Origin of the sequence: Limimaricola cinnabarinus, assembly GCF_002723615.1 — a bacterium.
GTDB classification, from domain to species: domain Bacteria; phylum Pseudomonadota; class Alphaproteobacteria; order Rhodobacterales; family Rhodobacteraceae; genus Limimaricola; species Limimaricola cinnabarinus_B.
The window spans coordinates 19423-43677 of sequence record NZ_KZ304955.1; the positions used below are offsets into that span (position 1 = coordinate 19423).

At 64.5% G+C, this 24255-nt stretch carries 21 protein-coding genes and 1 pseudogene; 9 read left to right on the top strand and 13 right to left on the bottom strand.

What is annotated here, in order from left to right:
* The first annotated feature begins 89 nt into the window (after window positions 1-89).
* From CJ301_RS07110 to CJ301_RS07130, 5 genes are read left to right on the top strand one after another with little or no spacing between them, the layout of a single operon-like run.
* The gene (locus CJ301_RS07110; RefSeq protein ID WP_216823254.1) at window positions 90-1931 is read left to right on the top strand and encodes an ABC transporter ATP-binding protein; all 1842 of its coding nucleotides are present in this window, start codon (window positions 90-92) and stop codon (window positions 1929-1931) included.
* The gene (locus CJ301_RS07115; RefSeq protein ID WP_099275779.1) at window positions 1931-2923 is read left to right on the top strand and encodes an ABC transporter permease; all 993 of its coding nucleotides are present in this window, start codon (window positions 1931-1933) and stop codon (window positions 2921-2923) included. The genes CJ301_RS07110 and CJ301_RS07115 overlap by 1 nt, the downstream gene beginning before the upstream one ends.
* A gap of 3 nt (window positions 2924-2926) precedes the next feature.
* Window positions 2927-3880, top strand: coding sequence for an ABC transporter permease (locus CJ301_RS07120; RefSeq protein ID WP_099275781.1), 954 nt, complete (start codon window positions 2927-2929; stop codon window positions 3878-3880).
* A gap of 30 nt (window positions 3881-3910) precedes the next feature.
* Window positions 3911-5191 (top strand): alpha/beta fold hydrolase, encoded by a 1281-nt coding sequence (locus CJ301_RS07125; protein ID WP_099275783.1) that lies wholly within the window; start codon window positions 3911-3913, stop codon window positions 5189-5191.
* The gene (locus tag CJ301_RS07130) at window positions 5175-6944 is read left to right on the top strand and encodes an aminopeptidase P family protein (RefSeq protein WP_162620447.1); all 1770 of its coding nucleotides are present in this window, start codon (window positions 5175-5177) and stop codon (window positions 6942-6944) included. The genes CJ301_RS07125 and CJ301_RS07130 overlap by 17 nt, the downstream gene beginning before the upstream one ends.
* Here CJ301_RS07130 and CJ301_RS07135 read toward each other — a convergent pair.
* Window positions 6911-7939: a trans-3-hydroxy-L-proline dehydratase gene (locus CJ301_RS07135; protein WP_099275787.1), complete on the bottom strand. Its 1029-nt coding sequence runs from the start codon at window positions 7937-7939 to the stop codon at window positions 6911-6913. The genes CJ301_RS07130 and CJ301_RS07135 overlap by 34 nt on opposite strands.
* 166 nt (window positions 7940-8105) lie before the next feature.
* On the opposite strand from CJ301_RS07135, the gene CJ301_RS07140 reads away from it, so the two are divergent.
* Window positions 8106-9143 carry an Ldh family oxidoreductase gene (locus tag CJ301_RS07140; protein ID WP_099275789.1) on the top strand — a complete coding sequence of 346 codons (1038 nt, stop codon included), beginning with the start codon at window positions 8106-8108 and terminating at the stop codon, window positions 9141-9143.
* Window positions 9144-9197: 54 nt separating this feature from the next.
* Here CJ301_RS07140 and CJ301_RS07145 read toward each other — a convergent pair whose 3' ends face one another.
* Together CJ301_RS07145 and CJ301_RS07150 are read right to left on the bottom strand one after the other, a co-directional pair.
* Window positions 9198-10136 (bottom strand): dihydrodipicolinate synthase family protein, encoded by a 939-nt coding sequence (locus CJ301_RS07145; protein ID WP_099275791.1) that lies wholly within the window; start codon window positions 10134-10136, stop codon window positions 9198-9200.
* Window positions 10137-10264: 128 nt separating this feature from the next.
* Window positions 10265-11521 (bottom strand): efflux RND transporter periplasmic adaptor subunit, encoded by a 1257-nt coding sequence (locus tag CJ301_RS07150; RefSeq protein WP_254050095.1) that lies wholly within the window; start codon window positions 11519-11521, stop codon window positions 10265-10267.
* Window positions 11522-11683: 162 nt separating this feature from the next.
* On the opposite strand from CJ301_RS07150, the gene CJ301_RS07155 reads away from it, so the two are divergent.
* Window positions 11684-11833 carry a type II toxin-antitoxin system CcdA family antitoxin gene (locus tag CJ301_RS07155; RefSeq protein ID WP_099275793.1) on the top strand — a complete coding sequence of 50 codons (150 nt, stop codon included), beginning with the start codon at window positions 11684-11686 and terminating at the stop codon, window positions 11831-11833.
* On the top strand, window positions 11833-12003 hold the full coding sequence (locus CJ301_RS18665) for a CcdB family protein (protein WP_162620448.1): 171 nt from the start codon (window positions 11833-11835) through the stop codon (window positions 12001-12003). Before CJ301_RS07155 ends, CJ301_RS18665 begins: the two co-directional genes overlap by 1 nt.
* A 188-nt stretch (window positions 12004-12191) precedes the next feature.
* On the opposite strand, the gene CJ301_RS07165 is transcribed toward CJ301_RS18665, so the two are convergent.
* From CJ301_RS07165 to CJ301_RS07200, 8 genes are all read right to left on the bottom strand, one after another.
* Entirely contained in the window at window positions 12192-13859 is a 1668-nt protein-coding gene (locus CJ301_RS07165) for a hydantoinase B/oxoprolinase family protein (RefSeq protein WP_099275795.1), read from the bottom strand.
* Between the two features lie 3 nt (window positions 13860-13862).
* Window positions 13863-15932, bottom strand: coding sequence for a hydantoinase/oxoprolinase family protein (locus CJ301_RS07170; protein WP_099275797.1), 2070 nt, complete (start codon window positions 15930-15932; stop codon window positions 13863-13865).
* A gap of 76 nt (window positions 15933-16008) precedes the next feature.
* Window positions 16009-16986 carry an ABC transporter permease gene (locus CJ301_RS07175; RefSeq protein WP_099275799.1) on the bottom strand — a complete coding sequence of 326 codons (978 nt, stop codon included), beginning with the start codon at window positions 16984-16986 and terminating at the stop codon, window positions 16009-16011.
* Entirely contained in the window at window positions 16983-18518 is a 1536-nt protein-coding gene (locus CJ301_RS07180; RefSeq protein ID WP_162620449.1) for a sugar ABC transporter ATP-binding protein, read from the bottom strand. Before CJ301_RS07180 ends, CJ301_RS07175 begins: the two co-directional genes overlap by 4 nt.
* Before the next feature lie 61 nt (window positions 18519-18579).
* Window positions 18580-19560, bottom strand: coding sequence for a sugar ABC transporter substrate-binding protein (locus tag CJ301_RS07185; RefSeq protein ID WP_162620450.1), 981 nt, complete (start codon window positions 19558-19560; stop codon window positions 18580-18582).
* Between the two features lie 57 nt (window positions 19561-19617).
* Window positions 19618-20160 (bottom strand): hypothetical protein, encoded by a 543-nt coding sequence (locus CJ301_RS07190; protein WP_216823255.1) that lies wholly within the window; start codon window positions 20158-20160, stop codon window positions 19618-19620.
* A complete protein-coding gene (locus tag CJ301_RS07195) occupies window positions 20157-21395 on the bottom strand; it encodes a metal-dependent hydrolase family protein (RefSeq protein ID WP_099275805.1) in 1239 nt (412 codons plus the stop codon). Before CJ301_RS07195 ends, CJ301_RS07190 begins: the two co-directional genes overlap by 4 nt.
* 41 nt (window positions 21396-21436) lie before the next feature.
* Window positions 21437-22189, bottom strand: a complete 753-nt coding sequence (locus CJ301_RS07200; protein WP_162620451.1) for a GntR family transcriptional regulator — start codon at window positions 22187-22189, stop codon at window positions 21437-21439.
* Window positions 22190-22769: 580 nt separating this feature from the next.
* Between CJ301_RS07200 and CJ301_RS07205 the strand changes: the two are divergent.
* Window positions 22770-23012 (top strand): annotated as a pseudogene (locus CJ301_RS07205) (transposase); the annotation flags it as partial.
* Window positions 23013-23123: 111 nt separating this feature from the next.
* Here CJ301_RS07205 and CJ301_RS07210 read toward each other — a convergent pair.
* Window positions 23124-23594 carry a Dps family protein gene (locus CJ301_RS07210; protein ID WP_099275809.1) on the bottom strand — a complete coding sequence of 157 codons (471 nt, stop codon included), beginning with the start codon at window positions 23592-23594 and terminating at the stop codon, window positions 23124-23126.
* Window positions 23591-24133, bottom strand: a complete 543-nt coding sequence (locus CJ301_RS07215; protein ID WP_162620452.1) for a hypothetical protein — start codon at window positions 24131-24133, stop codon at window positions 23591-23593. Before CJ301_RS07215 ends, CJ301_RS07210 begins: the two co-directional genes overlap by 4 nt.
* Window positions 24134-24255 lie beyond the last annotated feature (122 nt).

A 24255-nucleotide genomic window follows, 5' to 3' on the forward strand; every position in this document is an offset into this window, starting at 1 on the left:
CTGATCGACAGGGGCGCGCCGCAGGCTTTGTGGCGCGCCTCTTCTTCTTCCCCCTTCCCTCGAAGCAGCCCCAAGGACCCGCCATGCCGTTGATCGAGGCGCGCAACATCTCCATCCGCATTCCCACCGAAGACGGCGTCGTTCATGCGGCCCGCAACCTGTCCTTCACGGTCGAGGCCGGCAGCCTGTTCGGCATCGCCGGGGAAAGCGGATCGGGCAAGAGCGTCCTGATCCAGGCGATCATGGGGCTGTTGCCGCAGGCGGAGATCGAGGGCGAATGCCTGTTTCAGGGGCAGGACCTTCTGGCGATGTCGCAAGAAGAGTTGCGGGCCCTGCGCGGGCGCCAGATCGGCATGGTCTTTCAGGACCCGTTGTCGAGCCTGCACCCCTACTATAGTATCGGCCGCCAGATCACCGAGGTGATCCACACCCATGAGGACGTGTCGAACGCCGAGGCACGGCGCCGTGCGGCAGAGATGCTTGAAAAAGTCGGGATCGTGAATGCCGCCGCACGGCTCGACGATTTCCCGCACCAGTTTTCCGGCGGCATGCGTCAGCGCGTGATGATCGCCATGGCGCTGATCCTCGAACCGCCGCTGATCTTCGCCGATGAGCCGACGACTGCGCTGGACGTGACCGTGCAGGCGCAGATCATGGAATTGCTCAAGCGGATGTGCGACGAGCTTGGCGTGACCATCGTGATGATCACCCACGATCTGGGGCTGCTGTCTTCGGTCGCGGACCGGGTGATGATCCTTTATGCCGGCCACCGGTTGGAGCTCGGCCCCGCCAGCGCCGTGTTCGGCACGCCGACACATCCCTACACCCAAGGCTTGCTGCTGTCCTCGCCGGGCATTTCCGGCCCGGATGAGCCCTTGATGTCGATCCCCGGACGCCCGCCCAGCCTGCTGACCACGCCCCGGGGCTGCATCTTCGCGCCGCGCTGCCCGCAGGTGCAAGAGATTTGCCGCACGCCACCGCCGGTGCGCGAATATGCCGACGGTAGCGCGGCACTTTGCCATTTCGAACCCGTGCCCCACGATATGGAGGCGCTGAGCCATGCGCACCGCGCCACCGATGCAACCGAGGCCGCTCCGCTGGTGTCGATCCGGGGGCTGACCAAGACCTACCGCATCGCGTCGGGCTTTGCGCGTACCCGTGAATTGCAGGTCATCAAGGGCATCGATCTGGACGTGATCCGGGGCGAAACGCTGGGTCTCGTGGGAGAATCCGGCTGCGGGAAATCCACCCTTGCGCGGATTGTCGCGGGCCTTGAGCCCGCCACCGGCGGCGAGGTGGATTTCGACGGCTCGCGCCTGTCCGACGTTTCGGGACGGGAGTGGCGCGAGTTGCGCAAACGGGTGCAGATCGTGTTTCAGGACCCCTATGGCTCGCTCAACCCGCGCCGCCGCGTGGGCGCGATCATCGGCGCGCCGCTGAAGATTCACGGGCTGGCGCAGGGGGGCGCGCTCAAGGACGAAGTACGGAGGCTCATGGGCCTCGTGGGGTTGAACCCGGAACACTACAACCGTTTCCCCAACGAGTTTTCCGGCGGCCAGCGGCAGCGCATCGGCATCGCACGCGCGCTGGCTCTCAAACCCGATCTGATGATCTTCGACGAACCTGTCTCGGCGCTCGATGTCTCGATCCAGGCGCAGATCCTCAACCTGATCCGCGAGCTGCAAGAGGAGCTGAACCTCACCAGCCTGTTCATTTCCCACGACCTGACCGTGGTGCGCCACATGTGCGACCGGATCGCGGTGATGAACGGTGGGCGGATCATCGAGCTGGAAGAGGCGGGCATGATCTTCGCCGCCCCGCGTAAGGATTACACCCGCACCCTGCTGGCGGCATCCCATGTACCGCCTCGTCCTGCCGCGCCCGACCATCGAAAGCTGATTGCAACCTTGCCACAACAGGGGGCCGTGTGATGGGACAGTTCCAGACCCGCAGCCGGAAAGCCGCCACCGAAGCCCAAACCGCCGAGGCCGAGGACGCGCCGGTGGTCGTGCAGCGCTCGTCGGCGTCGCTGACGTTCCGGCGGCTGGCCCACGATCCGGCGAGCGTCATCGCCTTTATGTTCATCATCGCGCTGGTGGCCTTTGCCGTGGGCGCGCCGCTGGTCGAAGCCTGGACCGGCCACGGGCCGATCGAGCAATACCGCGAAACCGCCTTGTCGCCGGTGGGCTTGCCCGTGGGGCCAAACGCCGAGTTCCTGCTGGGCGGGGACCAGCTGGGCCGCGACGTTCTAGTGCGCATCGCTTATGGCGCGCGGGTGTCGCTGCTGGTGGGTGTGCTTGCCTCGCTTCTGGCGGCGACCATTGGCGTCACCGTGGGCATGCTCGCTGGCTACTTCGGCGGTTGGGTCGACGTGGTGCTGGGCCGGCTGATGGATCTGGTGATGTCCGTGCCGTTTCTGCTGTGCGCGCTGGCGCTGGTGTCGGTGTTCGGGCCGTCCTTGCCACTGTCGGTCTCGGTCATCGTGTTCTTCAGCTGGACGACCATCGGCCGTGTGATCCGCGCAGAGACGACATCCCTCGTGCGGCGGGAGTTCGTGCAGGCGAGCCGCTCGCTCGGGGCGGGGCACGGCTACATCCTGCTGCGGGACATTCTGCCGAACCTCGCGCTCACGATCATCATCTACACGACCATGCTGATCCCGAATGCGATCGTGTTCGAGGCGACGCTGTCCTATCTGGGGATGGGCATCGTGCCACCGACACCGTCTTGGGGCGGGATGCTGGCCGAGGCGGGCGCGAACTCGATCTATCTGGTGGCGTGGTGGCTGGTGGTCTTCCCCGGTCTGGCGCTGCTGGCCTCAACGCTGGCGTTCAACATTCTGGGCGACGGGTTGCGCGATGCGCTGGACCCGTCCGCACGCGGCCGCGCGGTGCTGCGCAAGAAGAAATTGACGAAGGGATAAGACATGATTGCGTTTCTTATCAAACGGTTGACCTTCGGTGTGTTCGTTCTGTTGTCGCTCAGCCTGTTCGTCTTCTTCCTGTTCTTCGTGGCCCCCGGCGATCCGGCCCGCGTTGTGGCGGGCGACAAGGCCCCCGAGGCACAGCTGCAGCAGGTACGCGAGAATCTCGGCCTTGATCGGCCCATGCCCGAACAATATCTGCGTTTCGTGACCCGCGCCGCCCAAGGTGATCTGGGCTTTTCCTATCGCAATCGACAGCCGGTCACCGATCTGATCATGCGACGGATTCCGGTCACCGTGTCGCTGGTGTTTGGCGGCGTGCTGTTCTGGCTGGCGCTGGGGGTGCCCATCGGCATCATCTCGGCGCGCAATCCAGGCACGTGGAAGGACAGGCTGGGGCAGGTCTTCATCCTGCTGGGCCTGTCGTTTCCGACCTTCGTTCTGGGGATGCTGGCGCTTTATACGCTGTATTTCCTGCCGCGCACCGCAGGTTTCACCCTGTTCCCGCCCGGCGGCTACGCGCCGTTTCTGGAGAACCCCGCCAAATGGGCCTGGCATCTGGCCCTGCCCTGGACCACGCTGGCGCTGGTCGTGGCGGCGATCTATGCGCGCCTGACGCGGGGCCAGCTTCTGCAGGTGCTCGGCGAGGATTACATCCGCACCGCCCGCGCCAAGGGCCTGACCGAACGGCGGGTCGTCTATCGCCACGGGATGCGCGCGACGCTGACGCCGCTGGTCACGCAACTGGGAGCCGATATCGCGGTGCTTCTGGGCGGGGTGATCGTCATCGAACAGGTGTTCGGCCTGCAGGGGGTCGGCGCGCTGGCCGTGCAGGCGGTGCAGAACCAGGACCGGCCGATCATCATCGGCGTGGTCATGCTGGGCGGGCTGTTCATCGTCACAACCAACCTGATCGTTGATCTGCTTTATGCAGCGCTTGATCCGCGGGTCAGGTAAATTTCACTTTCATTACAGGCAGGCAAACCGATGCAACGAATTCCCGGCTATGACACGCGCGACCGGATGGTCGATGTTCGCCTGGACTGGGACAAGCCCGACGGCCCGACGATCGAGGTCTTCGCGCGTGAGGTGACGGCCCCGGGCCGGATGCAGGAGGATCTGCCGGTGCTGGTGTTCCTGCAAGGCGGGCCGGGGGGCAAATCCCCGCGACCCAACCGCGGCCCGGCCTGGCTTGATGTGGCCACGAGGCGCCATCGCGTGCTGTTGCTGGACCAGCGCGGCACAGGCCGGTCAACCCCGGTGCAGGGCCGTCAGTTCGCCGCCATGGGGGCCGAAGAGGGCGCGGATTACCTGTCGTGCCTGCGGGCAGACAGCGTGGTGAAGGACTGCGAGCACATCCGCAAGACGCTGTTTGACGGCAAGCCGTGGTTCACGCTGGGACAAAGTTACGGCGGGTTCTTGACCCTGTCCTATCTGTCCCACGCGCCCGAGGGGCTGGCGGGCTGTTACGTCACCGGCGGTCTGGCGGGGGTCAAGGCCGATGCAGCGACGATCTATCGCCACACCTATCCCCGCGTGGCCCACAAGAACGCGCTCTATTTCAACCGCTACCCCGGCGATCGCGCCAAGGTGGACCGCCTCGCCGACCGGCTGGCGCGGGGCGATGTGCGCCTGCCCGATGGGGACGTGCTGAGCGTGCGGCGGCTGCAATATCTCGGGATGGAGCTGGGCACCGTCGAGGGGTTTGAGACGTTGCACTGGCTGCTGGATGAAGCCTTTGCCGCCGATGGCGAAGTGTCGGACAGTTTCCTGGGCGCGGTGCGCGGCATGACCGCCTTTGACGACAACCCCCTGTTTGCCGCGATTCACGAAGGGATCTACGGGCAGGGCGGCGCGCGTACTGGCTGGGCCGCCGAACAGCTGCTGTCCGAATTCCCGGCCTTCGCCGACGACGCCCGCCCGCTGCTGTTCACCGGAGAGATGATCTATCCGTGGATGTTCGACGACATCCGCGCGCTGCGGCCTTTCAAACCGGCCGCTGAAGCGCTGGCGCAGCGGCCGCTGGATGCGCCGCTTTACGATCATGCCCGTCTGGCCGAAAACGCGGTTCCGGTCTGGGCGGCGGTCTATGCCGACGACATGTATGTGGACATGAGCCTGTCCATGCAGACCGCCCGTGACGTGGGCAACGTGCGGGTCTGGCTGACCAACGAATACGAACACAACGGATTGCGTCACACCGGTCGCGTTCTGGAGCATCTCTTTGCGATGGAGGACTCACTCGATGGACATGCATACCTTGGTTGATCACGGCACCCGCCTTGCCGGCCTGCGCGACTGGATCGCGGGGCAGGGGCTGGACGGCGTGATCCTGACCAGCGCCGATGCCTTCCAAAACGAGGACGCGCCAGAGCATGATCGCGACATTGCCTGGCTCACCGGCTTTACCGGCACGCTCGCCCATGCGCTGGTGATGGCCGAGGGCGCGGTGTTTCTGGTCGACGGGCGCTACGGCATTCAGGCGACGCAGCAGGTGGACGGGGCCGACTGGACCTTCGGCCACATCCATGACGCGCCGCTGGGGGACTGGCTGCGTGACCGTGCCGCAGCCCGCAACATCGGCTATGATCCGATGCGGTGGAGCGTGGCGCAGATGGAGAGGCTGCGCGACAAGGCTGGGACGGCGACGCTGACACCCTGCGACGACCCCTTCGATGCAATCTGGAGCGACCGGCCCGCGATGCCGCAAGCTCCGCTGCGCGCGATGCCCGAGGCGGAAGCGGGCCGCAGTGCCGGCGACAAGCTGCAATGGGTGGCGCAGGCGTTGGACGGGCTTGGCGCCGGGGTCTGGGTCGAAACGCGGCCCGACAACATCGCTTGGCTGTTCAACATGCGCGGGGGCGACGTGGCGATGAACCCGCTGCCCCTGTCCTTTGCCGCCATCACCGCCGAGGGCGCGGCCCATTGGTTCATCGACCCGTTCAAGTGCAAGGACATCCGGCCCGAAGGTGTGATCCTCCACCCCATCGAGGTCTTTATTCCCTGGCTGAAGGATCAGACCGTGGCCTGCGCCTTCGACCCCGCCTTCACGCCGGACGCGGTCGAACAGGCCTTGGGTGAGAGCCGTCATGCGAAGGGCCTCGTGACCATCGAAAAGGCGCTGAAGACCCGGGCGGAACTCGACGGGTTCCGCCGGGCGCATCTGGACGACGCCGTGGCCATGGCGCATTTCGGCCACTGGCTGTCAGAGGTGATGCGCGGGGAGGACCGGCCGGATGAATCCGCTGCCGCCGCCCAGCTCGAAAGCTTCCGCGCCCGATCGGACGCGTATCAGGAGCCGAGCTTTGTCACCATCGCCGCGACCGGCGGCAATGCGGCGATGTGCCATTACCACCCGCCTGCACAGGGCTCGGCCCGCCTGTCGCGCGACGCCGTCTTCCTGTGCGATTCCGGCGGTCAATACGCCGGCGGCACCACCGATGTGACGCGGACCTATGCCTTCGCCCCGGTGGGCGACGAGGTGCGCCGCATCGCCACGGCGGTCCTGCGCGGGTTCATCGCCCTGTCGCGGGCGCAATTCCCCGACGGGACGATGCCGCACCAGATCGACGCGCTGGCACGGGCGCCGCTGTGGGACATGGGGCTGGATTACGATCACGGCACCGGTCACAACGTCGGTCACAATCTACTGGTGCATGAACACCCCCACCGGATCGGACAAAAACCCAACCCGTTCCCGCTTCGATCGGGCCATGTTCTGACCCTCGAACCGGGGTTCTACGAGGCGGACGTCTGGGGCATTCGCGTGGAAAATCAGGTCGAAGTGGTCGCACGGGATGCGGGCTTTATCGGATTCGATCCGATGACGCTGGTGCCGATTGACCTCGGTCTTTATGACCTCGACGCCCTGGACGCCGGAGAGCGGGGCTGGATCGACAGCTATCACGCGCGGGTGCGTGAGGCTGTTGCACCGCTCCTGTCCGGAGCGGTGCGGGACTGGTTGATCGCGGCGACGGCACCCCTGGATCAGCGCGCGCCCCAGCTGTCCGAGAGCCGGTAGCCGCGCGGCCAGGGATCATCGGGATCCAGCATGTGCTGATGGGTCCCGGTGATCCAGCCCCGGCCCGAGATTTCGGGGCGAATGCCGGTCCGGTCGCCGATTTTCGCATCGCCCAGGATACGGCCCGAAAAGGTCGAGCCGATCAGCGATTCCGCCGTTAGCCTGTCGTCCGGCCCCATTTTCCCCCGCGCCGACAAAAGCGCCATACGCGCCGAGAGCGCCGTGCCCGTGGGGGAGCGGTCAACCTTGCCGGGGCGGATCGCCACCGCCTGACGGCTGCGCATTCCGTTCTCGTCGTGGCCCATCGGACCGGCGAACAGGCAGAAGGAATAGTGGTTCCAGTCCGGGTTCGTCGGGTGGCGGAAGGGCAGGGCCTTGGTTGCGGCCTCGGTGATCTTCACGCCCATGCGGGCAATCTTGTGCGCCTCATCCTCGACCAGCGACAGGCCAAGCGCTTCGGCGTCCACGACCACGAAGCTGTCTCCGCCATAGGCGGTGTCGACGGTCAGCGTGCCGATGCCCTCGACCTCGAGCGTGGCATCCAGCCGGTCTGCATAGCTGGGCAGGTTCTCGACAAAGATGCGCTGCGCCTTGCCGCCGGAACATTCCGCGCGGACCTGAACCAGACCGCCCGGCGCTTCGAGCACCATTTCCGTCACCGGCTCCTGCATCGGCACCAGCCCGCTGTCGAGCAGCACAGTGGAGACGCAGATGCTGTTGGAGCCGGACATCGGCGGCGTGTCCTCGGGTTCCATGATGATAAAAGCCGCATCGGCGCGGGGGTCCTTGGGCGGCACCAGAAGGTTCACGTGCCGGAAGACACCGCCGCGCGGTTCATTGAGGACGAAGTCGCGCAGCGTGCCGTCCCGTTCGATCCGGCGGGATTGCTCCCAGATCGTGTCACCGGGTGGCGGGGCCACGCCGCCGACGATGACATCGCCGACTTCGCCTTCCGCATGGGCGGATATGATATGAACGATCTTGCTGCTGCGCATGGGTCCTCCGACTAAAGCCCGCGGACCGGCAAGGTCGTGCCAGTCCTGTCGAACAGGACCCTAGGATGGGGCCCGGATGTTGTCGACATAAAAAATACTAGCTTGCTGAATGACCCCCGCCCGCCTATCCAGTTCACGAAGTATCCCAAGGGTAAAGGAGGGTCGGATGTCTCATGAGTTGGTTTCGGTCGAGGCGTTGACCGAGCGGGTCGAAGCGATTTTCGTCACGGGCGGGTTTTCGGCGGATCACGCGGCCGCCCTTGGCCGGGCGATCGTCGCGGGAGAGCGGGACGGGTGCAAGTCCCACGGCATCTACCGCATCGCGGGCTGTCTGCGTACGCTGGAAGCGGGCAAGGTCGTGCCCGACGCCGATCCGGAGGTGGCAGAACCGGACGGGGTCATCATTCGGGTGGACGCCAAGGGCGGGTTTTCGAACCTTGCGTTCGCGCGCGGGCTCCCGGTGCTGGCCGAGCAGGCGCGCAAAAGCGGTTTGGCCGCGCTGGTGATCAACGACTGCGTGCATTTCGCGGCGCTCTGGCCCGAGATCGAGGACATCACCGCCGAAGGGCTGGCAGGGATGGCCATGTGCCCCAGCTACGCCACCGTCGCGCCGGTCGGCGGCACCGAGCCCTTGCTCGGCACGAACCCCTTCGCCTTCGGCTGGCCGCGCGAGGGCAAGAGCCCTTACGTTTTCGACTTCGCCACCAGCGTCGTCGCCCGGGGCGAGATCGAGCTTTATCGCCGCGCCGGCAATCCCCTGCCCGAGGGCTGGGCGTTGGACGCCGACGGCCAGCCCACCACCAGCCCCGAAGCCGCACTGGACGGGGCGATGCTGCCCTTCGGCGGGCACAAGGGGTCGGCGATCTCGACGATGATCGAATTGCTGGCAGGCGCATTGATCGGGGATTTCACCTCGGACAAGGCGCTGGAGTGGCTCGGCACGACGACGATCGCCCCCCGCCATGGTGAGCTTGTCCTCGCCTTCGATCCCGAGCGTTTCGCAGGGGGCCGCGCCGATCCGCGCGCGACGGCAGAAGCCTTTATCGGCGCGATCGAAGGGCAGGGCGCGCGCCTGCCCGGCCAGCGCCGTTTCGCCGCCCGGGCCGAAGCCCTGCGCGACGGGATTCCCCTGACCAAGGCCGAGCTGGACGAACTCGACCGGCTGGAAAAAGAAGGCGCGGCTCGAGCGGCCACGCCTCGTTGATCGTTTCCTGAACAAGATCGGACCAGACACCCGCAGGGGTGTCCGGTTTTCGCATCAGGCCGCTTTGGACCACTCGGCATACCACGTCTTGAACAGGTCATACTGGACGTCGGCAAAGGCGCGCTGCGCATCGCTCAGCTCATCGGTCTCATTGAAGTGCAGGCGGTATTCCTCGTTCCCGCCGCGCACCATCAGGTGCTTGTAGTAGAGCACGAGGTCGCCTTCCTCGTCGAACTTGGACAAGACATAAAGCGCCTGCTCAAGCTCTTGCGCGCGGCGGCGGGCGTCCACGTCACCCTTGGCGGCTTTCTGCGACAGCTCGACCAGATGCAGCACTTCCTTGGGCAGCACATTGCCGATCCCGGTGATCGCACCAGTCGCGCCGCAATTGACGAAGCCGTGGAACACGGTGGTGTCGACGCCGACCATCAGCGTCACGTCGGGGTTGCCGCTCGAGATATGCTCGGCCGCATAGGTGAGGGCCGCCTTGCCGCCGAATTCCTTGAAACCAACGAGGTTCGGGTGCTCGCTCTTGAGGGCAAAGAACAGGTCCGCGCCGGTGGAGAAGCCGTAGTGGGGCGAGTTGTAGATCACCGCTGGCAGGTCGGGGGCGGCAGACAGGATCGCCTTGAAGTGCGCCTTTTGTGCAGGGATCGACGCGCCGCGCGACATCACGCGGGGAATCAGCATCAGACCGGCCGCGCCGACGCGGGCGGCGTGGGCGGCGTGTTCGGCGGCAATCCTGGTGTTCACGGCACCGGTGCCGACGACAACCTTGAGGCCCGCCTTCACCAGGGCTTCCACGCCCTGCATGCGTTGCTCGTCGGTCAGCAGGGGCCAGTCGCCCATGGAGCCGCAATAGACGACAGCGGACATGCCTGCATTTACAAGCTCACGCCCCTTGCGGACGAGCGCATCGAAATCGGGGGTGCGATCCTCTCTGCAAGGGGTCATCAGTGCTGGCATGGTGCCAGTGAAAACAGCATTGTCCATCCGTCATTCCTTTATTCTACGGCATCGCCTCAATAATCCGTCCCCGTTTACGGGGCCACGGCATCGGGTTCCGGCTTACATAAGCCTGTTGCATACTCAATGTCGACAAAAAAATCGGACAGAGTATTTTATCTGTGCGCGGCTGCGGTGTTGATGCGCCCGGGGTTGGGTCTCGGATCATCCTCGTGAATCTCCCGCGTGCGGGCGGCCAGCAGCAGATGGACCAGCGGCCCGAGCACCGCCGACACGAGAGAGGTCTTCACGAAATCGCCGCGCATCGCCTCGACCGGGGCATTGCCGTTCATTCCCATGACCGACATCAGCACGGCGACGGTCAGGATCAGCATGCCCGCCATCGCGCCGGTTTGCAGCACCATCCGGAAGCCGAAGAAACAGGTCGGCCACATCGCCCCCACATGGACCACGGGCATCGGGCGCAACTGTTCGACGCACCACGTCATGACATGGACAAGCAGGATCATCACCACCGGCGCTGCGAGCATCCGCGCCGGGCTGAACGTCCCGCGCTGCGCCACGATCAGCCCCACGGGCAAGGCGGCAAGGATCGGCGGTAGCGCCGGGTTGAGGATCGGGATCGTCGCAAAGGTCAGCGCCAGACGCACCGCGTACAGCGGATCCTCGGAGAGAACGGAGCGCGGGGTGACATACATTGCGGCGGCCTGGGCGATCGGGTTGCCGGTGCCGCTGCCATAGTCGACCGCATGCACCTTGCCGCCGACGCGCACGGCGTCGGACAAGTTCTCCATCCCGCCGGCCGGCTCGATCCGCACGGGGATCTGCCACGCCGGTTCGAACCGGCGGTTCGCGGTCTGGTTCACCACCAGACCGCCCTGGGCATTGCGGCCCGGATTGATGCCCCAGGCGATGCTCTCGACCCGCCCCTCGAGGATCCGCCCCGGCAGCGCGTCGAACAGAAGATGCGCAGGCTCGCCCGGATCGACCTGCTGCAACGGGTTCTCGCGCAGATCCACCGTGATCCAGGCGGCGCCGGAGTCGATGAAGGTCAGGGCGGGTTTCCCGCCGCCGATATACTGCCCCTCCGACAGGGTGACATTGGTGACCACGCCCAGATGCGGCGCGCGCATGATGGTCGAGGCCAGATCATACTGCGCGCGCTCCAACTGCGCCTGCGCCGCGACCAGAGACGCGCTTGACGCGCTGATATTCTGCGCTGTCGTGGGAAGGTTGGCTTCGGCCTGTGCCGGAACAAGCTCGAGGGGGCGGGGGCCGAGTTCGAACAGCACGTCGCCCGCTTCGACCACCGCGTCGTCGGCCACCACCACCCGGGTGATTTCGCCGGGCAGGCGGGCGGCGATCTGCACCACATGGGCCGAGACGATTTCCCGCGATGTGGCGGGCGCCATCGGTCGCTGAGCGCATGGATCGCGATCAGCACAAGCAGCAGAAGGACGACCACAAGGGCGATCTTGCCCGCCGGATTGCTGGCTGGCGTCTCGACGGGGTTGACGGTGTCGGGGCCTGGGGGCGGCGGCGGCCTTGCTGTCCGGGGCGCGCGTTCAAGGGGAATGTCCCGCGCCGCCGAGGAAGATGTGCGCCACGCGGTCGCCTGCGCCAAGGCCGAACGCCGGAAGGCCGAAAATGCGGCAGCCTTGGAAAGCTCCAACTCCTACGTCGAAGCCCACGACGCGCCCTTGGCGCGGTTCCGCCCGTTCTGATGACGCGGTTCGATGTATTCGCCAATCCGGTGCTCCAGGTGGAGGGCGAGCCGGTCGTCTCGGTCGCACAATTCATCGCCGCCGTGCCCGTCACGATCCTCAGCCAGCCGGTCGCCCGTTTCGACGCGGCGCCTGAGGCCATCACCTATGCTTTGGACATGCTGACCTGAGGCTTCTAGCGGCCGAACAGCGAGAAATGGGGCTGAAATCGCTTTGCGGTCCTGCTGAACCGGCAAGCGGAACATCCTGCCCCTGGTGTTGTGCAAATGTGGTCCGCTCAACGCAGTCATCGGCGTTGACTATGTGGCGAAGGAAGGAATGGACCAAGGCACGCCAAGGGAATGGCGTGCCCCGGGGCTTAACCCTGGTGGCCGTAAACCTCACGCGCGCGCTCTGGCGTCAGGTATTCGTCACGGATGTCCCGCGCGAGGTCTTCGGCGCTGCGTTTCGCCGGGTCCCCGAAGCCACCGCCGTTGCCGGTCACGACGCGGATCACATCGTCGGTGTTCACTTCGACATTGGTCGCAAAAGCATGGCGTTCGGAGCTGCCATCGGTGCGCAGAACCTCGACGTAGTTGCACGAGCCATCACGCCCGCCATTGACACCCCACGGCGGAATGCGCGAGCGGGTGTAGCCCACCGACAGGAAATTGTTGTCGGCCCGGACGCGGTAATGCACGTCGATCCCTTTTCCGCCCCGCCATTGGCCCTCACCTCCCAGTTCGGGGTTGAGCGCGACCTGATCCACGGTCAGCCCATAGCGAGCTTCGGCCACTTCTGCGGGGCAGTTGAAGGTTTCGCCATGGAACCCCGAGAACTGGCCGGAGGGACCGTCGTTCCCCTGCCAGGCCCCCCAGCCGCCGACCTGGGGTTCGACGATGGTGTAATGCCGCCCGGTGTCCGGGTGGGGGCCGCCCACTACGGTGCCGCAGATCGACGCGAAGTTGCCCGCGGGCACGACGCCGGGAAAATGGTGGGCCAGGGCACGCAGCAGCATGTCGAAGAGCCGGATCTCGACCTCGGAATAATAGCCCAAGGCCCCGGGTTCCTGAACGTGGAAGATGGTGCCTGGCGTGGTCTTGACCGTGAGCGGGCGGAAAAAGCCACCATTGCCCGGCGCGTCCGGATCGGTGAAGGACTTGAACGCCAGTTGCACGGCAATCTCGGTTCCCTCGCGCGAGGAGTTGGAAGAGCCGGCCTGTGCCGGATTGTCCGTGAGATCGACAAGAAATTCATCCTTGCTGATGGTGATCTCGACCTTGTGGATCTGGCCCGAGTCCTGCTCTTCCTCGAAGCTGTAGGTGCCTTCAGGCAGTGTCTTGAGCGCGGCGCGGGCGCGGGTTTCGCCGAAGTCCATGAAATCGGCAATCGCGGCTTCGAAGATATCGGTGCCGTATTTTTCAATGATCTCGAGGACGCGACGTTCGCCGATCCGCAAGCCCGCGATGCCGGCCCAAAGATCCCCCCGCAGGTAATCGGGCAGCCGCGTGTTGACATAAAGAATGTCAAACACCGCCTTGTTTTCCTCGCCCCTGTCGAACAGCTTCACTGCCGGAATGCGCACGCCTTCCTGGAAGATTTCGGTGGCATCCGACGACATGGACCCCGGCACCATGCCGCCCACGTCGTTCCAGTGGGCGATATTGGCGACCCAAGCGACCAGACGACCTTCGGAGAAGACCGGAGAGGCCAGAACCATATCGTTGAGATGGCTGACGCCGCCGTAATAGGGATCGTTGGTTGCAAAAAGGTCACCGGGGCGGATGTCGTCCAGCGGAAACTTCTGCAGGATGCCGTGGATTGCCTTGTCGAGAACGCCGATGAACGCGGGAATGCCCGCCCCCGAGGCCGCGATTTCGCCCTTGGCATCTAGGATCGACGTCGAAAGGTCGAGCACCTCGTAGATGATCGCGCTCATCGAGGTTTTCACCTGGGCGACGAACATCTCGTCTGCCACGGCCTGAATTCCGTTCTGGATGATGTCGAAGGTGACGGGATCATGGGTGAACGTATCTTGCTTTGTCATGGGTCAGCTCCGCGTTTCGATATGGATGTTGCCGAAATCGTCGATCGACACGGTGTTGCCGGGGTGGACCACCACCGTCGTGCCGGGATCTTCGATGATGGCCGGGCCTGCAAAGGTCATGCCGGGTTCAAGCTTCTCGCCGTTGTAGATGGTGGCGACATGAGTGCCCTCGGTGGCATAGTCGACCTCACGCTCGCCCTTCATCGCATCGGCCAGGGCAGCGCCGCTTTTGGGAAGGGGCACGATTTCCAGTTTGCCGACCTCGCTTGCGGCGATCAGATGGATGCCGGTGATCTCGACGGCCGCGTCCAGCGTGTAGGTGTATTCGCGTTTGTAACGGACGTGGAACTCGGCAACCATTTTCTGCAACGTCTCGACGGTCACCGGGCCGGCCGGGATCGGAACCTCGACGCCGAATTCCTGGTTCTGGTAGCGGCAGCGGATCAGCGGTGACAGCTGCACGGCATCCCGCGCCACTCCTTCGCGCCCCAGCTCTTCGCGGGCCAGCTCCATCGTGTGATGCAGCAGGCTATCCAGAGCTTCATGGTCGTCGGCGTCCTGAAGCTTGGTCACGAAATAATCGCGCCGCAGGTCCGACATCATCATGCCCCACGCCGAGAAGACGGGCGCGCCGCGGGGCACGACCACCTTCTTGACGCCCAGTTCCTGGCCCAAGGCCACACCGTGCATCGGTCCGCCGCCGCCAAAGACGACAAGGGTGAAGTCGCGCGGGTCATAGCCGCGGTTCACGGAGACGAGCTTGAGCGCGTTGACCATGTTGGAGTTGGCGATGCGCACGATGCCGCGCGCGGCTTCGGCGGGGCTGACGCCAAGCTCGCCGGAAAGTTTCTCGAAACCTCTTTCCATAGCGGCCATGTCCGCTTCGACGGTGCCCCCGCAGAAGTAGTCCTTGTTGATCCGGCCAAGGGCAAGGTTCGCGTCCGTCGTTGTCACGTTCTCGCCGCCGCGCCCGTATGAGGCCGGCCCGGGCGAGGCGCCGGCGGATTGCGGACCCACGTGCATCTTGCCGAAATCATCCACCCAAGCGATCGAACCGCCCCCGTTGCCGATCTCGACCAGGTCGACCACCGGCACCATGATCGGATAGCCGGCGGACTTGCCGTTGCGCTCGATCCAGTAGTCGGTCTTGATCTTGACCTGATGCTTTTCGATAAGCGAGCATTTCGCCGTGGTGCCGCCGATATCCAGCGCCAGAATGTTCGGCTCTCCGATGATGCGGCCCAGCTCTGCCGCGCCCCAGAAGCCCGAGGCCGGACCGCTTTCGACCATGGTGATTGGCACCGCTTTCGTCGCCTCGAGCGAGTCAACGCCGCAGTTGGACTGCATGATATAAAGCCGGCCCTTGTAGCCTCCTTCGGTCAGCCCGGTTTCGAGCTTCTCAAGATAGCGCTGCGCCTTGGGCTGGACGAAGGCCGACAGGATCGTGGTGTTGGTGCGCTCATACTCGCGCCACTCGCGGGTGATCTGGTGCGAGGCGACCACCGCGACCTCGGGCCAGCGCTTTGCCACCTCCTGGGCAAGGGCTTCTTCATGGGCGGTGTTGGTATAGGCGTGCAGCAGGCAGATGGCGACCGCCTCGATCCCTTCGGCGCGGAACAGATCAAGGGTTTCATCCAGCCCGTCGAATGACAGGGGCGTGACCTCGTTGCCTTGATAATCCATGCGGCCGACGATCTCGCGCCGCAGGTAACGTGGCACGAAGGGCGTGGGCTTCTTGTACATCAGGTTGAAGAAGTCGGGCCGGTTGCCACGTCCGATTTCCAGTACGTCGCGGAAGCCCCTGGTGGTGATCAGGCCGACCTTGGCACCCTTGCGCTCGGTTAGCGCGTTAATCACGACGGTGGTGCCGTGGGTGAACATGTCGACCGCATCGACATCGACCGCGCCCCGCTCGAGCACGTTGAGGACGCCCTGCTCGAAGTTCGGCGGCGTGGTGTCGGATTTCGCGGTGCGCACGGTCTGCACGCCGGTCAAGGTGTCGGTTTCGAAATAGACCAGATCGGTAAAGGTTCCGCCGACGTCGGTCGACACACGGGTGACGGTATTGTCCATTTTGTGACCTTCTTGTTCAGAGTGATGGGACCGGATGCGGCGCACCGCATCCGGGATTGTGTGGCACCGTCCGGGATCAGCGGCTGCGCGAGGCCGAGGCCGCAAGGGCCACGGCCACGACGATGATCACGCCGGTCGTCAGATCCTTGAAGAACGGATTGACGTTGAGGATGTTGAACCCGTTGCCAATCAGCGCGATCAGCAGCACGCCCGACACCGACCGCCAGACCGCGCCCGAGCCGCCCATGATCGATGTGCCCCCTAGGATCACCGCCGCGATGGCCTCGAGCTCGAGCCCCATGCCGGCCTGCGGTTCCGCCATGGAAATGCGCGACACGGCAATGACACCGGCAAGGCCCGCCGCCCCGCCCGACAGGCAGAACGTCATGATCTTGATCAGATTGGTGCGGATGCCCGAGAGCAGCGCCGCCTCTTCGTTGCCGCCCACGGCAAAGACCTTGCGCCCGAACGTCGTGCGGTTGAGCAGGAACATCATCAGAAGCATGAAGAGGACAAGGACGATGACGGCCACGTTGACCATGCCGATCCGCTCCCGTCCCAGCCATGAGAATTCGGCGATCCGCACGGGGATCAAGGCGCCCCCGGTGATCAGGATGGCCACGCCGCGATAAACAAGGCTGGTGGCCAAGGTGACCAGAAAGGAATGCACGCCAAAGCCGGTGATGATAAGGCCGTTGATGGCCCCAAGTCCCAGCCCGATCACGGGCCCGGCGAGGATCGCCAGATAGGGATCGACGTTGATCGCGATATAGCCGGCCGACACCGAGGCCACGCCGAAGATCGCGCCGGTGGACAGATCGAAGCCGCCACCGATGATCACAAGCGTCAGGGCGCAGGCGATGATCGCCAGCGGTGCGGATTGATTGAGGATGTTGAGCAGGTTGCGCGCTGTGAAGAAGCTGTCCGAGGCGAAGCTCAACCCGATGAGCAGCGCAACGATGATGATCAGCACTCCGTATTGCTGGGCGAATTGTCCGACGCTTGCGCGGGTGATCTTCGGGTCTGGCTTGTCTGTCAAATAGGTGTCGGTCATGCGATGATTCTCTCTGGGCTTGACGGGTCCGCGCCTTGTTCGTGAAATATTCGGTTCAGCGCCTCATCGACGTTCAGATCGGCGCAGGAGGCTTCGGCAAAAATGCGGCCTCCGCTCATGAGGTAGCCGCGGTGTGACAGGTTGATGACTTCCTCGATCTCGGAAGAGATCAGCAAGATCGCCGTGCCCGCCTCCGCCATCTCGACGATGAATTCGTGAATGCGCTGTCGTGCGCCGATGTCGACGCCGCGGCTCGGCTCGTCGAGGATGAGGAGCCGGGGTGTCTCGACCGCCCATTTCGACAGCAGAACCTTTTGCTGGTTGCCGCCCGAGTAGAACGCCACATCCCCGTCGACGCGCCGGGGGACAATGCCGAAATGATCGATCATCCGTTCCACCCGCGCCCGTTCGCGGCGCGGATTCAGCACACCGTAGCGCGAGATCTTGTCCAGCGAGGCAAGGCTGACATTGGGACGGGTCGTCTGGGTCAGGACGAGCCCCTGTTTGCGCCGGTCCTCGGGAACAAGGGCCAGGCCCTGCTGCACGGCCTTGTTGATCGTCAGGCGATCCTGATCCTGTCCATCAAGCAGATAGGAGCCCGAGGTGATCCGGTCGGCGCCGAAAAGGACGCGCCCGATCTCGCTGCGGCCGGACCCGACAAGTCCGATCAGCCCGACAATCTCACCGGGGCGGATCGTGAGCGATACGCCGTCAAGGCCCGTGTCGCTGCAAACCTCCTTCAGCTCCACCAGTGGCGGCACTGCGGCAGCGGGCGCGGCGGGCAGGGCCGGCCACGAGATCTCGGAGGCCTGTCCGAGCATCGAGTCGACCAGGGACTGCTTGGTCTCTCCGGCCATGGAATCCGTGTGGATCACCCGGCCGTCGCGCATGACGGTGACCCGGTCACAGTTGGCAATGATATGATCCAGAAAGTGGCTGACATAGATGATGGTCTTGCCGCGGGCTTTGAGCCGCGCGATCAGCGCGTGCAGGCGCTCCGCTTCGTCCTCGGTCAGCGACGACGTCGGCTCGTCCATGATGATGATCCGCGCCTCGCGCGCGACGGCGCGCATGATTTCGACCTTCTGGCGCTCGGCGATGCGCAGCCGCGCGACCTTGGCATGGGGGTCGAGCCCGAACTGGCAGGTTTCCTCAAGCGCACGGAACCGCGCGAGGTCGCCTTGAACCAGAACGCCCGCATACTGGCTTTCAAGGCCGAGAAAGACGTTCTGCAAGACGGTCAGTTCGGGCACCAGCTGCAATTCCTGATGGATCATCGCGACGCCGCGTTGCAGCGCATCGCGGGGTGAAAAGCGGCTTACGGTTTCGCCGTTGATCTCGACCGTGCCTTCATCGGCGGCATAATACCCGCCGATGATCTTCCCCACGCTCGATTTTCCGGCCCCGTTCTCGCCCACCAGCGCGTGAACCGATCCTTGCAGAAAATCGATCGAGATGTCGTTGAGGATGCGGGTCTTGCCGAAGCTCTTGGCCACGCCGCGCATCCGTACTGCGATTTCTGTGTCCGTCATGCCGGCCCCTCCCTTTGGGTCGACCGGCCCGCACCGTGGCAGGCCGGTCGATGCGGTCGTCTCAGCCCTGCCACTCGGCTTCGAACTCGGGGTTCTCGAGCAGCCACTCATGGGTCACGATCGCAGGCACGTCCCCCAGCGTGGACTCGTCGATCCAGGGCTCGACCTCTTCGCCGGTAACCGAGGCCACGAGAGCGTGGAGTGCCGCTTCGCCGATGGAGCGGGGCAGCATGGCGATGGTCGAATCCCACTGGCCCGCGCGGATGGCATCGGTCGCAATCTGGTTCAGGCCGCCGCCGGTCACGTAGATCTCTTCCAGATCCAGCCCGGCATCGAGGATCGCGATCTCTGCCCCCATGAGGTGCTGATCCGCATTGGACAGCAGGACGTCCAGATCCGGGTTCGCCTGCAGGATGTCCTGCATCGCGTTGAGCGAGGTGTCAGGGCTGTAGTTGCCTTCGCCGGTTGCGACGATTTCGATGTTGTCATGGGCGCCCAGAACGCTCTGGTAGGCCTCATACCGCACATTGTCGAAGGGGAAGACGAGCTGCCCGATCAGGATGACAACCTTGCAGGGGTCGCGGTCCTCGCAGAACTCGACGACCTCTTCCGCCTGTTTGGTCGCGCCGATTGCGGGGTCCGAGGCCACGGTGGTCACCAAGCCCTCGACCTGTGGCTGCATGTTCGACAGGTCCGGGCCGATGGGGAACAGCGTGGCGGCAACCTTGACCCCTGCGGCGGTCGCCTCTTCCAGTGCGGTTGCGATGCCGACCGTGTCGTTCGGCGTCACGACCATTCCGTCAAACCTTCCACCGGCGACAAGGTCCTCGACCTGCGTAAACTGGACCGGAGCGGAAAATTCACCGTCGAAGATCTCGACGGAGACATTGTCATACTCGGCCGCGGCACGCTGGATGCCGTCATAGATCGACTGGTTGAAACCGTTCTGGCTGGACGAGGCAAGATAGGCGATCGAAATCTGATCGTCTTGCGCAAGCGCCGCCACCGGCGATAGGGCCGTGGTGAGGGCCGCGAGTTTCATGATATTCTTCAATGGTTTGATCTCCTTGTTGGTGGTTGGTGATTTCGGTTTCGAGGGTCAGGCGCGCTCCATCACGGCGTCGGCCTCGGGAACTGACGCGGTGAGCGTCTCGTCGCGCGCGGTGAGAAGGAAACACAGGGTGACAATCGGCTGCCACGCCAGCGCCGCGGCAATCTTCTCGCCGGTGAAATGTCCGGCCGGTGCGAGCATGTTGATCGTGCCGATCACCTTGCCATCGACAACGGCGGGCAGGTTCATGTTGCTTTCGAAGCCAAGCGCTTGGATCTTGCGCCAGTCGAAGAACACCTCGGCGATCTGCTCGATCCGGCTGGTGACGAAGGGCTGGGCATTCTCCAGAACGGTCGTGAAGAACAGGTTCCGGTCGATCTGCTTGTAGTTGCCGACGGGATAGGCCTCGGAGTTGTCGGAATGGATCCGGCGGCTGCGCATGTTCTCAAGGTCGAAGATCGACGCGCTGGTGAGCTTCGAGCCCACGTCGCGGTTGAGGCCGCGGACCACATATCGCAACAGCGCCCGTGCGCTCTCCGGCCCGGCCAGAAGGGTCTGAATATGGCTCATGTCATAGGGCAGGGCGGTCATGCGGCGGCCTTCTTTGGAAATTGGCGGGCCATACGCCCGGATTTGATCACGCAGGTTAGGTGATGTTCGGGTCTGCCAAGGATGGTGACATCGTCGAACGGATCGCCGTCGATCACGATCATGTCGGCGCGGGCCCCGGCGGCAATGACGCCGATTTCCCCTTCCTGCTGGCACAGGCGGGCGGCGATGCGGGTCGCGCTGTCGATGATCTCTGCCGGAGTCAGGACACGGGCCAGAAGGTCGAATTCCATGCCGCCATATTTGCGCAGCTCGCCCAGAAGATCGGTGCCAAAGGCCATCGGCAGGCCGGCGTCGCGCATGATCCCCAGGCTTTCGATGCCTGCGTCGCGGACGACGTCGATCTTCGCCTGAGACGCGGCATCAAGGCCAAGCGCGGCCCCCTCCACCTTGAGCCCCTCATAGGCGACAAGCGTCGGCACGGCGATGCAGCCGGCCTCGGCGGCCCGCCGGGCGGTTTCGGGCCGGATCAGATTGCAATGCTCCAGCGAATGAACGCCCAGATCGACGCAGCGTCGGATCGCGTCGTCGTGATAGACATGGGCGGCGACGTAGGTGTTGGCGTTACGGGCTTCTTCGACCATCGCGCGAATTTCGGCATCCGAATACTGCAGCGCATCGATCGGATCGTTCGGAGAGGAGACCCCGCCATTGGCCATCACCTTGATGAACTTGGCCCCCTCCTTGAGCATCTTGCGGCAGGTGCGGCGGACCTCATCCACGCCATCAACCAGAACCCCCATGTTGCCCAGCCGCCAGCCAAGCGCGTCTGGGCGCACGTCGCTGCGCGCGCGCAGGTCCGTGTGGCCGCCGGTCATCGACAGGCCTTTGCCGCAGATGACCAGATCCGGGCCGTCGATGTGCCCTTCTTGCACGGCGCGCACCAGTCCCAGATCAGCGCCACCAAGATCGCGGACCGTGGTAAAGCCCTGATCCAGCTTCTCGCGCATGATCGCGCCGGCCCGGAACGCCGCAAGCGAGTCCGGCGCGATGGCGTTGTCCCAAAGGTTCAGACTGTGGGCCACCACATGAAAATGCGCGTCGATCAGACCGGGCATCAACGTCTTGCCCGCAATATCGTAGGGGGTCGCGGCGGCGGGGGCGGGCACGCCGACGGAAGCGATCCGATCTCCCTCGACAACGACGGTCGTCGGTTCCGTCAGCCTCCCGGTTTCAAGGTCGGGAAGACGGGCATTGATAAAGGCGGTGGCGGTCATCGGAGCTACTTTGCTTGAAAGGAAAGGGCACGAGGGCGGGGTCAGGTCGGAAGCGGGTGGCCGAGGTCGAGCGCCGAGGTCGAAAGATCGACCGCGTCGGCCGCCACGGGCACGAGGGAGTGTTGAATGATCTGCAGGATGTCCGCGATCTGCTCGCCGACGATCCGGTTGCAGGCTGCGGTGTCCTTGACGTCGATCGCGGCGAAAAGGTCGCGGTGCAGATCGGCCTGCCGGTGCAGGTCCGCGGCAGAGGCATAGGGAAAATAGAGCAGCAGCATCGTCCGCCGCCCGGCATCGAGACATTGCAGGTAGTAGCGGGCAAGAAAGAAGTTCTTCGCCAGATCGGCATAGCCGCGCTGGAGCTGCAGCAGGGCCAGCGCGGTGTCGAGCTCGCTTGCGTGGCCAATGGTATCGGTCAACGCCCGGACCCGGTCCTGCATCATCGGCGTGTCGACTGGGATTTCGGCCCGGCTGAGGTGCTGTGACAAGGCGCGACCAAGGATCAACCAGGTGTCGAGCATCTCGCGCAGCTGGTGCATGGTGAGCGGCTCGACAATGCAGGAGCGGTTCGGCAACACCTTCACGAGGCGCTCTCCGGACAGCATCAGGATCGCTTCGCGCACCGGGGTCCGGGACAGTTCGAACGATTTTGCAATCGCGGTTTCATCAAGCGCGCTGCCCGGTTCGCGCTTCAATGTAAGGATCTCTTCGCGCAGCGCCTGATAGACCGTCACGGCGCCGCGCTTGCGCGTTCCGCTGGTCGGGCCTGTCGTGCTCTCGCCCTTTTTCGTCACCTGCCACACCTCCCTTGCGCCGCCGATTCGCAAGCATCGTAGCCGGGATAAAGTTTGCATAACAAGATTGTATAATATTTGAATTCAGGCAGAATCGATAGTTGCGTGCGGGCGGGGCTACCGGACGCATTCGGTCGGCCACGGCAGACGGGGGCGGCTCGAGGGCGGAAAGCGCGAAGTGGAGGGCCGCTCATGCGGAGTGTGGGGCAAGGGCGCAGGGGTGCTTCTTTGGGGTGCAGCCCAGTTCATCCGTGGCGTGAAGCGCCCTCAAATGCGCCATGGCCGGCCGCCCTGCTTACCCTACCGGCCTGCATGCGCAGCGCCAAAGGGTTGCGGGCCGTTGCCGGGCGCGGACATGGCGCGGAGGCCGCTGAAGGGTCACCGCGCCCTTCTGCATTTAACGTCGCGGGCGAGGTTGCGACTCGGCCGGCGCCGCAATCGCAGCGCAATGCCGACTGAACGGCGCAAACTGGCTTCCCGAACCCCTGTCGCCGGTACGCGCCGTCATTCGCACGAAGAAAGAGGCATGAAACCTGTTGCGCATATCGATGAGCGCGTGCTGACGGTTGGCTCGGGGAGCATGCCGAAGCCTTCCCCGATCGGCTACCGCACGACGAACTGGTCCGGCTACGATGCGGCGGGGCGCAAGCGCGGCCCGCTGTCGGTCTGGTTCGATCCCGAGATGGTCAGGCAGGCCGGCAAGACCGGCAAACGTGGCCGATCCGAGACCTTTTCGGACGCTGCGATCCAGACATGCCTCACCCTGAAAGTGCTTTTCGGTCTGTCCCTTCGGCAGACGGTCGGGCTGGTTGAAAGCCTGATCCCAGATGGCGGGCCCGACGGCGAGTATGGGCCGAGCGCGTGCCCTGCGGGCCCTTCCGACACGGAGAACGACGCCCTCGGGGCGCCGCTCGACCGCCTTGGTCGCCGGTTATCAGCCGAGGTGCGCGCGCAGCATCCAGGCAAATTTCTCATGGGTCCGCCCGCGTTCGATGGCGAGATCCTCGGTCAAAGTATCACCGTGATTGGCTGCGAGTTCGCCAAGACCCCCCAGCGTAGCAGCAATGGTCTCCTGCGCTTTCATCAGAATGTCGACCATTTCGCGATCGCTTTGGTGGCCGTCATGCTCTTCTACCTTTGATCGCGCGAGCATGCCGGCAAGTTTGCCCTCGGCATGCTCGTTCAGGGCGCGGATACGCTCGGCAAGATCGTCCTGCGCCTGAAAGTGATCCTCGTAGATCTCCTGGAACAGACGATGGAGTTCACCGAAAGCCATGCCGGTGACGTTCCAGTGGAAGTTCTGGGCGAGCATGGTGGTGACCGCGGTCTCGGCCACGCTCTGGTTCAGCGCCTCGGCGATCTCCTTCCGAGCGTCGGGGCTCAACTCGATGGCAGGCTGTGTCATGACGCAATCCTTTCCAGCTTCGGGGATGCCGGATCATCTGTCGCGTCCGCCAAGCGTGTCAACGCGTCACTATCGGACGCGACACGAGCGACCAGGTGAACCAGAGACCGTCGGACCTGCGCTGGCACGCGGCTGTGCAACAGGAATGTGGCGCTGGTCAGGTCGTCGTCGCGCAGAGCGGCGATCAGGCGCAGCAGCCAGCTTTCGTCGAAGGACAGCGCTCGAGCGGTCGGTCGGTAAAAGCGGGGGGAGCGGCCGAGCGTTTCACCCAACGTCCGGATCAAAGCATCGAGCACGGTTTCCGGCGGAATGTCCCGCCGAGTGCCAACCATGGCGCAGGCCTGCGCCAGTTCGATCCGGCTCCGCGACCGGCAACGCAGTGCGGACAGGCGTATCCGGGCAAGCAGCTGCCGGTCCTTGGACTCCCATGAAGCTCGCTGGTCGCTGTCAGGGACGACGCGAGGGTCGGAGGCGGCGAGGAACATAGTTTCATCCAGGTTCAGTGTCGGTCGAGCATCTTGTTTCCCGAAGATGCCCATCGGGCATCACGTCGAAAAAGGGGATGGATAGACATCGGCGTCTGTCGCTCCTTCATCCGGCTCCCTCATACCCGACCAATATTGTCAGTCAACTTGTTTAATCCGACAGATTTGCTTAGGCA

Bases quoted from the DNA above. Each gene is read 5' to 3' on its own strand.
- CJ301_RS07115 (WP_099275779.1), top strand. From the start codon at position 1,931: ATGGGACAGTTCCAGACCCGCAGCCGGAAAGCCGCCACCGAAGCCCAA.
- CJ301_RS07195 (WP_099275805.1), bottom strand. From the start codon at position 21,395: ATGACCGCCACCGCCTTTATCAATGCCCGTCTTCCCGACCTTGAAACC.
- CJ301_RS07190 (WP_216823255.1), bottom strand. From the start codon at position 20,160: ATGACCGCCCTGCCCTATGACATGAGCCATATTCAGACCCTTCTGGCC.
- CJ301_RS07215 (WP_162620452.1), bottom strand. From the start codon at position 24,133: ATGGGCATCTTCGGGAAACAAGATGCTCGACCGACACTGAACCTGGAT.
- CJ301_RS07145 (WP_099275791.1), bottom strand. From the start codon at position 10,136: ATGGACAATGCTGTTTTCACTGGCACCATGCCAGCACTGATGACCCCT.
- CJ301_RS07210 (WP_099275809.1), bottom strand. From the start codon at position 23,594: ATGACACAGCCTGCCATCGAGTTGAGCCCCGACGCTCGGAAGGAGATC.
- CJ301_RS07165 (WP_099275795.1), bottom strand. From the start codon at position 13,859: ATGACAAAGCAAGATACGTTCACCCATGATCCCGTCACCTTCGACATC.
- CJ301_RS07185 (WP_162620450.1), bottom strand. From the start codon at position 19,560: ATGAAACTCGCGGCCCTCACCACGGCCCTATCGCCGGTGGCGGCGCTT.
- CJ301_RS07175 (WP_099275799.1), bottom strand. From the start codon at position 16,986: ATGACCGACACCTATTTGACAGACAAGCCAGACCCGAAGATCACCCGC.
- CJ301_RS07130 (WP_162620447.1), top strand. From the start codon at position 5,175: ATGCATACCTTGGTTGATCACGGCACCCGCCTTGCCGGCCTGCGCGAC.
- CJ301_RS07140 (WP_099275789.1), top strand. From the start codon at position 8,106: ATGTCTCATGAGTTGGTTTCGGTCGAGGCGTTGACCGAGCGGGTCGAA.
- CJ301_RS18665 (WP_162620448.1), top strand. From the start codon at position 11,833: ATGACGCGGTTCGATGTATTCGCCAATCCGGTGCTCCAGGTGGAGGGC.
- CJ301_RS07180 (WP_162620449.1), bottom strand. From the start codon at position 18,518: ATGACGGACACAGAAATCGCAGTACGGATGCGCGGCGTGGCCAAGAGC.
- CJ301_RS07155 (WP_099275793.1), top strand. From the start codon at position 11,684: ATGTCCCGCGCCGCCGAGGAAGATGTGCGCCACGCGGTCGCCTGCGCC.
- CJ301_RS07120 (WP_099275781.1), top strand. From the start codon at position 2,927: ATGATTGCGTTTCTTATCAAACGGTTGACCTTCGGTGTGTTCGTTCTG.
- CJ301_RS07135 (WP_099275787.1), bottom strand. From the start codon at position 7,939: ATGCGCAGCAGCAAGATCGTTCATATCATATCCGCCCATGCGGAAGGC.
- CJ301_RS07170 (WP_099275797.1), bottom strand. From the start codon at position 15,932: ATGGACAATACCGTCACCCGTGTGTCGACCGACGTCGGCGGAACCTTT.
- CJ301_RS07150 (WP_254050095.1), bottom strand. From the start codon at position 11,521: ATGGCGCCCGCCACATCGCGGGAAATCGTCTCGGCCCATGTGGTGCAG.
- CJ301_RS07125 (WP_099275783.1), top strand. From the start codon at position 3,911: ATGCAACGAATTCCCGGCTATGACACGCGCGACCGGATGGTCGATGTT.